A 10,225-nucleotide genomic window follows, 5' to 3' on the forward strand; every position below is an offset into this window, starting at 1 on the left:
TTGAGGGAAGAAAACAAACATGACCCTATTGAAAGACCTCATCGCCATCCCTGAACGGGTGCACCAGGGCGACTTCGTGTTGCAGTTGTCCAAGGGCGTCACTGAGCCCGAGCAGACCCTGCGCGACTACGTTGTCACGCCGCAGCTGGTGGATGCCTTTGCCAATGCGCTGGGCTTCATCCAGCAGGCAGTGCAGACCGGCGGCAGCAAGGCTGCGTATCTGCACGGCAGTTTCGGCTCGGGCAAGAGCCACTTCATGGCGGTGCTGAACCTGCTGCTGGCTGGCAACACCCAGGCCCGGGCGACGCCTGAGCTGGCTGATGTGGTGGCCCGTCACAGCTGGACCGATGGGCGCAAGTTCTTGCTGGTGCCCTACCATATGATCGGCGCACGCGACATGGAGTCGGCCATTCTCGGGCAGTATGCGGAGTTCGTCCGCAAGAAGCATCCGGATGCTCCGGTGCCTGGCTTCTACCTGGCTGAGGGTATGTTCAAGGATGCACGCGACCTGCGCGAACGCATGGGCGATGAAGCCTTTTTCGCCAAGCTCAATGAGGGTGCCAGTGGGGGGAGCGAAGGTGGCTGGGGGGCGCTCGAAAGTGGTTGGGATGCCGTGGCTTTCGAGGCGGCGATGTTGGAAGCGCCCAATGGTGAAGAGCGCTCGCGCCTGGTAGGCGATCTGATCACCCAGTTTTTCTCAGCCTACCGGACCTTGGCGGGCAGCGGCGAATCGTTTGTATCGCTCGACGATGGTCTCAGCATCATGAGTCGGCACGCCAAGGCGCTGGGCTACGATGCGGTGATCCTGTTCCTGGACGAACTGGTGTTGTGGCTGGCCAGCCATGCGGCCGACGTCAATTTTGTCAGCCGTGAAGGCACAAAGCTGGTGAAGCTGGTGGAGGCCACCAACGCCGACCGGCCCATTCCGCTGATCAGCTTCGTGGCCCGGCAGCGCGATCTTCGCGACTTGGTGGGTGAGAACCTTGCGGGTTCGGTACAGGTGCAGTTCAGCGATGTGCTGAAGCACTGGGAGGCACGCTTCCACCGCATTACCCTGGAAGACCGCAACCTGCCTGCCATTGCAGAGAAGCGCGTGCTGCGCCCGGTGGACGAGGCCGCTCGGCAGACACTGCAGAGCACCTTCGATGATCTACTGAAGATGCGTAAGGACGTGCTGGACACGCTGCTGACCACCACTGCTGACCGGGACATGTTCCGTAAGGTGTACCCGTTCTCGCCAGCGTTGGTGCAGACCTTGATTGCCGTGTCGGCCGCGCTGCAGCGCGAGCGTACGGCGCTCAAGCTGATGCTGCAATTGCTGGTGGACCGCCGCGCAGACCTGGAACTGGGCCAGCTGATTCCCGTGGGTGACCTGTACGACGCCATCGCCGAGGGTGATGAGCCCTTCAGCGAAGGCATGCGCCTGCACTTCGAGAACGCCAAGCGTCTTTACAACCAGCGCTTGCTGCCCATGCTGGAGCGGCAGCACAACGTGACATGGGAGGCGATCAAGCTGGGCCAGGCAGAGGCGACTGCTGCCAAGAGCCTGCGCAACGACGCCCGCCTGTTGAAGACGCTGTTGCTGGGCGCGTTGGTACCTGAGGTGGAATCTCTCAAGGCCTTGAGCGCTCAACGCTTGGCGGCCTTGAACCACGGTACCTTCCGTTCGCCGATCCCGGGCCGCGAGGCGCAAGATGTGTTGCGCAAGTGCCGTGACTGGGCAAGTGAGATTGGCGAGATCAAGATCACTGAGGACCAGAACCCGATCATCTCCATTCAGGTGACGGGTGTCGATATCGAACCCATCCTCCGCGCGGCAGAGGCCAACGACAACCCGGGCAACCGCCGCAAGCGGATTCGCGAGGCCTTGTTCAAGGAACTGGAGATCGACGACACGGGAGATTTGTTCAACACCTATGAGTTCAGCTGGCGCGGCACGCGACGCGAGATTGAGCTGCTGTACGAGAACGTGCGTGAAATGACCGATGACCGTCTGCGTGGCCGTTCCGGCACGTGGACGGTGGTGCTGGACTTTCCGTTCGATGACGCCAACTTTGGTCCGGCCGATGACCTAGCACGTTTGGCGGCTTACCGCGGTGGAGATACCAGAACGCTGGTATGGATACCTTCGTTCCTGAGCAACAAGGCCTTAGCCGACCTAGGCCGGCTGGTGGTGCTGGATTACATCTTGCAGGGTGATCGCTTTGAGACCTATGCGGGCCACCTGTCGTTTGTTGACCGTGTGCAGGCCAAGGCCCTGGCCCGCAATCAACTGGACCAACTGCGCATCAAGCTGCGCGCTCAGCTTGAAGTGGCTTACGGCATCAGCACTGAACCTCGGGATGCGGTCAGCAATCCACTGACGGCAGATCAGCAGTTCCGCTCGCTGGATCCAACCTTGTCTCCGCGGCCGCCCGTGGGTGCCGACTTCAAATCGGCTTTTGAAAACTTGCTGGGACAATTGTTTGCCCACCAGTATCCGGCTCACCCTGAGTTCGACACCGAGATCAAGCCGGCTGTCATTCGCAAGATCTGGCCCGAGGTGCAGAAGGCCATAGAGGCGCCGGGGCAGCGCGGGCTGGTGCAGGACAACAGTGTTCGCAAGCTGGTGCGTTCCGTGGTCAACCCCTGCCAACTGGGGCAGATGGCGGAAACACACTTGTTGATCGAGCCACACTGGCAATCGCGCTTTTCGCAGAGCCACGCGCGAGAAGGTGGGGGGGCGATTACGGTGGCCAGGTTGCGGCAGTGGATCGACATGCCTGCACCCATGGGGCTGCCGCTGGAGCTGCAGAACCTCATCATCCTGGCTTTCGCTGCCTCCACCAGCCGTCGTTTCACGATGCGCGGCGGGCCTTTTGAGCCGTCTGTGGACAGCATGCCGGATGAGCTGGAACTGCGGGAGCAGTCGCTGCCAAATGCCGGTGACTGGCAGCTGGCCTTGCAGCGTGCATCCAGCTTGTTTGGCTTGACCCTGGGCCAGACCCTCAACGCGGCCAATGTGGGCAAGTTGGTGGACGAGGTTAAGCAGACGATCGCGGAGAAGCGCGACGCGGTGACCCGCCTTGTGGTGCAGGTGCGTGATCGGGCTGGCCGGTACGCGGCTGGCGCAACAGGGGCTCGGCAGCAAACCGCTGAGTCTGCGCAGTCACTGTTGGCGGCGGTGGCATCCGCGGCTGATTCAGAGGTGGTCGCAGTACTGGCAACGGCCGATCTGCAAACGTCGGAGGCCGCTGTCGGGCGAGCTTTGGGGCAGGCGAAGGTTTGCGCCGATGTGCTGGAGGCAGGCAGTTACTGGCAACTGTTCGACGTGGTGCTGAAGTTGAGTGATCACCGGTCGGATGCTGCCAAGGTGATCGCCCGGCGCTTGTCCGAGGTGCTGACCAGCGATGAACACGTATTGGCTTTGAAGGGCAGACTCGATGAGTTGCATCGCGATGCCATGGGCTTGCTCGCAGCGTCTGTTTCGGCCCCCGTCCCCGAGCCTGTGCCGCCGCCGGTGCCAGAGGTACCTTCGCCTGCGCCCGTGACGATTCCGCCTGTCCCGGCCAATCTGGCGCCCGAAGTGGTGGCCGAGAAGCAGCAGTTGCATCTGACTGGCGCTGAGGCCGTGGCCGCATTGGATGAACTGAAGGCTCGCGTGACCAGCGAACGGGATCTGGAGCTGACGCTCAGTTGGCGTCTGCAGCGCAAGGGCACCCAGCTATGAGTTTGTCGACGCCGCAAATCAAGGCGCAACTGGAGCGAGTGCTGGACAGCGACCCGACGGCACAGGCCGTTGCGATTCGCGCGGCCGCAAGACAGATCTGGCCGGAGGCGGTCACCCCGCATGGGAAGCGTTTTCTGTTGCGTTGGTGCGAATCCTCATTGGCCATTCGCGAGGCGCTCTGTGAGCTGGAGCAACTCGCACCTTCAGCATCGGGCATGGTGGTGATTACGCCCCTGGCGACGCATGAGGTTGCGGAAGACATCGCTGCCCGGCTGGCCCGTGCGCGGGTATTTCAGCCAGAAGGGTGGGACATTGTTCGCCTGATGTTTCAGGCCAAGGAGACCGATGCTCGCTTGAGCCGGTTTGCCTGGATGCCACAGGCTTTGATCGACGGCGCGGCCCAGGGTGACTATCCGCCCGTGGCCAATGGATTCTTGGACCTGGAAACCGCATGGCGCGAAGTGTTGGTCCGTTTTGTGGGGATCGAGGTGGCCAGGCCAGACGCGATGACGCTGCTGGGCTGGTCGATGACGCCCGATGCCGATCCTCGACTCGGGCCTTTGCCCGCGTCGATGCGCTCGGACATCCTGGTTTGGCTGGCTGACGCTGCCGGCGTAGCCGGATCCATGGTCCTGGGCTGCGTCGAAGCAGGTCGCACGGGTGATGCCTTGCCGCTGGGGCTGGTCAGTGGTGTCATCTTTGCAGCAGACGGTGAAGGGCAGGCCGCGTTGGGGCAGGCGGCGATCCGCCTCGAGCGCTTCGTCAACGAAAAGCATGTGGGTGTAACTGAGGGGCGCCTCTGGGCCGCGGCCGCGGAGCAAGTCGTGCGAAGTTTTGGCGTGGAGGCTTGTCGGGCCCTGCTGGACCGTGCCGATGCTCTGCTGCGTGATCTGCGCATCTCGGAGTTTGCGCAGCTGAGTGATGTGCTTCCGTCTTCGCTGGACCAGCGACTGGCCGACTTTGCCTTGGCGCTGAGTGCCCACACGGCAGAGCCCAATGAAGCCAAGCTTCAGCAGGTTGAGTTGAAGGCTGACCGCGCGCTGAAGCACATCCTGATGAACGAGCAGCGGCCGCGCATGGAGCGTGTCGAGATGGCACGACGCCTGGCCCGCTGGCTGCTCAGCCCAATGGCCTCCGGGGCCTCGCTGCCAGATTCAGTGGAATGGCAAGCTGACCAGGGTGCCTACGTGGATTGGGCCCGATTCAGGCTGCTGGGTGGCGACGAACTGACCGAGTTGTCAGACGCGTATGCCGCATGTCGCCAGGCGGTCATCGCCCGACGTAATGCCTTTGCCAAGCCTTTTGCCCAGGCGCTGGTGCAATGGAATGCGCAGACGCCTGCGGACAGCGGGCGGGTTGTGCCGCTTGAACACGTATTGGACCGGGTCGTCGCTCCGATTGCCGCTGTGCAACCCACGTTGCTGCTGGTGATGGATGGCTTGAGCAACAGCATCTTCCGAGAGCTGTTTGCGCGGGCTGCAGGCCACGGTTGGGTAGAGCTGGTGCCAGCATCTCAGGGCAAGCCCTTCGTCGGCGTCGCAGCAGTGCCTACAATCACTGAGGTGAGTCGGACCAGCCTGCTATGTGGACGACTGACCACGGGAGCACAGGCGCAAGAGAAGCCCGGCTTTGCGGCACATCCCGCATTGATGGCTACGAGCCGAGCAGAGTTTCCACCCAAGGTCTTCCACAAAGGTGACTTGGCCGATGCCGGCAATCTGGCACAGGAGATCCGCACGGCGATCGCGAACCAAAAGCAGCAGGTTGTGGGCGTGGTGTACAACGCTGTGGATGACCACCTCAGCGGACCGGATCAGCTCAACCAGCGCTGGGCGCTGGAGGATCTGCGTCTGCTGCTACCTTTGTTGCGGGAAGCCCGCGAGGCCCGACGCGTGGTGATCGTAACGGCTGACCATGGTCATCTGCTGGAGGACGGAAGCACGCAGATTCCAGGTGGCGAGAGTGACCGTTGGCGACTGGGGGGCAATCCGGCATCGACCCAGGAGCTGGCGATCAGCGGTGGCCGGGTAGTTACCGGCGATGGCGCCAACGCGGTGGTTTGCCTGTGGAGTGAAAGCAGCCGCTATGCGGGCCGAAAGAACGGTTACCACGGAGGCCTGTCGCCCCAAGAGGTCACCGTGCCGCTGAGCGTATTTGCCCCGTTGGGTACCAGCCTTGCTGGCTGGAGTGCTGCACCACCGAACCAGCCGGAGTGGTGGGAGCTGCCCCTTCTTATGCAATACCAGAAGCCAGTAGCTGCAGCAGCGCCGCACGCCAAGCCTGCCCGTACAAAGCCGGTGCAGGTCGAGGCACAGGCGGGGCTCTTCGCTCCCGTCGATTTGCCACTACCCGAAATGGATGTGATTGCGCCGGACTGGATCGCTGGTCTGTTAGCCAGCTCAATCTATGCGTCTCAGCGCCAGTTGGCCGCGCGCGTAGCTTTGCCAGACGACAAGATGAGGCTGCTGCTGGAGGCGCTGGCCGAACGTGGCGGGAAGTTGTCCCGCACGGCTCTGGCGAATCGACTGTCGCTGGCCGAGGTTCGCATGGGTGGCCTGCTGAGTGCCGTGCGCCGTGTGTTGAACGTAGACCAGGCTGCGGTACTCACGGTCGATGAGGCGGCGGGATCGGTTGAACTCAACATCACGTTGCTGCAACAGCAGTTCAAGCTGCCCAAGCCAGGAGGCCCCCGATGATCAGCCCGGCCCGCAGAGAAGACATCATCAGTGCGCTGCGTCGAGGCACTGTTCCAAGCAACGGTCTGGATGCGTTGGCGGTTGGCATTGAGACGTTCGCACCCACTCTCGGCGAAGAGCTGGAATCGGTGGCGTCAGGCCGCGGAGGCTTCAAGGCGGTACGCGGCGAGTACGGCACCGGCAAGACCTTTTTCGGACGATGGCTGCAGGAGCACGCGCGCTCACGGGGCTTTGCTGCAACTGAAGTCCAGATCAACGAGACCGAGACGCCACTGCACCGATTGGAGACTGTCTACAGGCGGCTTGTTGAGCACTTGGGCACGGCAGACATGGCCAGCGGCGCATTCAGAAGCGTGATCGACGGCTGGTTCTACGCTCTGGAGCAGGATGTGCTGGCCGACCCTTCGGTGAACCCCGACGATGCTCAAGCTTTGCTGCAGCGGACGGATGCACTCATGGAAGCTCGTCTCGGCGCCATCAGCAAGACGGCCCCGGCCTTCTCTGCGGTGCTGCGTACTTATAGACAGGCCCTGGCCAACAACGAGGGCATGCTGGCCGAGGGCTTGATCAGCTGGTTGGCCGGCCAACCGAACGTGGCGGCCAGCGTGAAGCGTGCAGCTGGTATCAAGGGCGATCTGGACCACTTTGGGGCCAGCAATTTCTTGGTGGGCTTGCTCACGATCTTGCGAGACAGCGGATTTTCGGGCCTTGTGATGGTGCTCGACGAGGTGGAGACGCTGCAGCGCATGCGCACAGACACGCGCGAGCGGGGGCTCAATGCTCTGCGGCAGTGGATCGATGAGATTGATGCAGGCCGTTATCCCGGGCTGTACCTCATAGTCACTGGCACGCCGGCATTCTTTGACGGCCCGCAGGGCGTGCAACGGTTGGCACCACTGGCCCAACGGCTGCATGTGGACTTTGGGACAGACCGCAGGTTTGACAACCCCCGTGCTGTCCAGATCCGCCTGGCTCCGTTCGATCACGGTGCCCTGCTTTCGGTGGGGCGGCGTGTGCGAGATATCTATGCAGAGGGGCGAGAGCATGAGCAGCGCCTGCGGTCTGTTGTCGATGACGGCTACCTGGACACCTTGGCCCGGGCCGTGGCGGGCGGCCTCGGGGGCAAGGTGGGCGTGGCGCCTCGCTTGTTCTTGAAGAAGCTGGTTGCAGATGTGCTGGATCGTGTGGACCTGCATGTGGACTTCGATCCCCGTCAGCACTACTCGTTGACCCTTTCTGAGACCGAGATGTCTGCCGCTGAGCGGGCTGCAGCAAGCGCGAATTCGGTGGACGACATCGAGCTGTGAGCGAGTTCGAGCAGTTGCACCCCTCCCTCCAGTACCACGTGGTCAACACCTTGGGCTGGAGCACGCTGCGCCCCACGCAACTGGCTGCCATCCCGCCGATTCATGCCGGGGCTCACTGCTTGTTGTTGGCGCCCACAGCGGGGGGAAAGACGGAGGCGGCGACCATTCCAATCCTGTCCAGGATGCTGAAGGAGTCCTGGCCTGGCACGAGCGTTCTTTACATCTGCCCGATCAAGGCCCTGCTGAACAACCTCGAACATCGGCTGACCCACTATGCTGGGCTAGTCGGACGCACGGTGGAAGTCTGGCATGGCGACGTGTCGCAGTCCCGCAAGAAGAAAGCACTGAAGGAAGCGCCGGACATCTTGCTGACAACGCCGGAATCGATCGAAGCGATGCTGATCTCCGTGCGGGTGGACCGTCCTGCCTGGTTTGGTAACTTGCGGGCGGTGGTTGTGGACGAATTGCACGCCTTCGCTGCGGATGACCGCGGTTGGCACATGAGGTCGGTGCTGCAGCGGCTTGAGCACTATTTGCCGCAACCGCTTCAGCGCATCGGTCTTTCGGCGACGGTCAGCAACCCGCAGGAACTTCTGGAGTGGTTCGCCCCGGTCGGAGCGCGGCAGGTGGTGGGCAGCGCCTCCGTGAGCACCGATGCCGATGTCACCATCGATTACGTTGGCAATCTCGAGAACGCCGCGACGGTCATCTCACGCCTTCACCGTGGAGAAAAGCGCCTGGTGTTCTGCGACTCACGCAGCAGCGCGGAGCAGCTGAGCAGCATGCTACGCGCCAAGGAGGTGCGGACCTTCGTGAGCCATGCGTCGCTGAGCGTGTCCGAGCGCCGGCAGGCTGAGGCTGCGTTTGGCGAGGAGAAAGATTGTGTGATTGTCGCGACATCAACGCTGGAGCTTGGCATCGACGTGGGCGATCTGGATCGCGTGATTCAGATCGATTCGCCGTCTACCGTCTCGTCGTTCTTGCAGCGCATGGGCCGTACCGGCAGGCGGTCGGGCAGTCTCCGGAATTGTCTGTTCTTGACGACGAATCAAGACGCTTTCATGTTGGCCTTGGGTGTGACTCATTTGTGGTCAAAGGGCTGGGTGGAGGCTGCACGGCCGCCTGATGAGCCGTGGCCGATCGTAGGACAACAGATTCTTGTGGCTACGCTGGAGCGGGGCGAATGGCCTGTGAGTGAGCTTCTCTCGCTGATGGCTCGTTGCTTCCCGGAGCGGCCGGCAGACGGCATCAGGTCGATGGTCGACCACATGATTCAGATGAGCTATCTGGATAGCGAGGGAGGACTGGTTCGCATCGGCCCTGAAACAGAACGAGAGTTCGGCCGTGGCCACTATCGCGATCTGCTGGCGTCCTTCAGCGGCGCTCAACTCCTGACGGGCCGGTGCGGCGGCGCCGAGGTCGGTTACATCGACCCGACTGTGCTAACCGGCGAAGAGCCTCAACGGCTGCTGCTCTTGGCTGGCCGCAGTTGGCTGGTGAAAGAGATCGAGTGGTCCAAGCGGATCGTCTGGCTGGAGGCGGCGAAAGAGGGTGGTAAAGCTAGATGGATGGGTGGAGCACGCAGTCTGAGCCGGGAAGTCTGCCAAGGTATCCGCGCCGCTCTGGTTGGTGGCGCATCCCCTGCGGTCCACCTTTCCCAGCGCGGAAAAATTGAGCTTGCGACCTTGATGGACGAGATTGCCGTGTCTTCCGATGCGCACTTCATGTCCAGGCTCGGTGACTCTCCCGCACGCACATGGACCTTCGCTGGCACGAAGGCAAACCGAACTTATGCGCGGATGGCAGGAGGTGGAGGCGCGCATGTCAAGTTTGATGCACTGAGTATTCAGGCGCCAGCCGCCGCTCTAAGTACTGCCAGCCCCAAAGGTATGACTTTTCAACTGACGACTAAAGAGCAAACCGCTTTCTCTGCGGATACTAAATTCGCCCCCTGCGTACCGTCCGAATTGCTCTGCCGGACGATTCTCGCGAGAAACTTTGAATGAGGGGAATACTGGAGTGGAAGCCAGTGTTCAGTTGCACCAGATAAATTTGTCTCGGTTATGGTGTTACATAACTCTGGCTCAAGAATAGTAGCCCCAACCCCAGACGGATTTCAGGCGTAAGCGACCGTTACGCGTCGGTTTTGACGCACGCGGCCTGTGCGTCGATTTCGACGTGCGGTGTAGTGGTGCCATTCAGCGCCTACGTCTCCTACGTCGATTGCGCGTCGATTTCGACGTTAGGTTCCGCCTGGCCGTTCGGCACTCACTCCTTAAACGTCGGCTGCGCGTCGATTTCGACAAAAAGAGCGATCTGAGAACCAGCCTTTTGAATTGTCGGCGTCGGATGCGCGTCGATTCTGACGCGTGCCGTCTTTTATCGCATGTGGATTGATTTGTGCGTCGATTTCGACGCTTGTTCGACATTTTCCTGTGGCTCCCTGCGCACAACAAACGTAAGCACCCGGCAAACCCATCTTGCCCGTGTGCTTCAGAGCGAAGCTGCGTCAG

General features: G+C 61.8%; 4 protein-coding genes. All 4 read left to right on the plus strand.

The window, feature by feature from the left end:
• Positions 1 to 19 precede the first annotated feature (19 nt).
• The 4 genes from Q1W26_RS18740 to Q1W26_RS18755 are packed head-to-tail and all read left to right on the plus strand — an operon-like array spanning position 20 to position 9,718.
• Positions 20 to 3,709, plus strand: a complete 3,690-nt coding sequence (locus Q1W26_RS18740) for a phage resistance protein (protein ID WP_300443210.1) — start codon at positions 20 to 22, stop codon at positions 3,707 to 3,709.
• Positions 3,706 to 6,405: a BREX-2 system phosphatase PglZ gene (gene pglZ, locus Q1W26_RS18745; protein WP_300443212.1), complete on the plus strand. Its 2,700-nt coding sequence runs from the start codon at positions 3,706 to 3,708 to the stop codon at positions 6,403 to 6,405. Before Q1W26_RS18740 ends, pglZ begins: the two co-directional genes overlap by 4 nt.
• Positions 6,402 to 7,712, plus strand: a complete 1,311-nt coding sequence (brxD, locus tag Q1W26_RS18750) for a BREX system ATP-binding protein BrxD (protein WP_300443213.1) — start codon at positions 6,402 to 6,404, stop codon at positions 7,710 to 7,712. Before pglZ ends, brxD begins: the two co-directional genes overlap by 4 nt.
• Complete coding sequence (locus Q1W26_RS18755) at positions 7,709 to 9,718, plus strand: DEAD/DEAH box helicase (RefSeq protein WP_300443214.1); 2,010 nt, start codon at positions 7,709 to 7,711, stop codon at positions 9,716 to 9,718. Before brxD ends, Q1W26_RS18755 begins: the two co-directional genes overlap by 4 nt.
• Positions 9,719 to 10,225: the final 507 nt, after the last annotated feature.

The sequence above is a fragment of the Zoogloea sp. genome (assembly GCF_030157465.1).
GTDB lineage: Bacteria > Pseudomonadota > Gammaproteobacteria > Burkholderiales > Rhodocyclaceae > Zoogloea.

What these genes read in the sequence shown, in the direction of transcription:
- pglZ (WP_300443212.1), top strand. Translation starts at nt 3,706, where the DNA reads ATGAGTTTGTCGACGCCGCAAATCAAGGCGCAACTGGAGCGAGTGCTG.
- brxD (WP_300443213.1), top strand. Translation starts at nt 6,402, where the DNA reads ATGATCAGCCCGGCCCGCAGAGAAGACATCATCAGTGCGCTGCGTCGA.
- Q1W26_RS18740 (WP_300443210.1), top strand. Translation starts at nt 20, where the DNA reads ATGACCCTATTGAAAGACCTCATCGCCATCCCTGAACGGGTGCACCAG.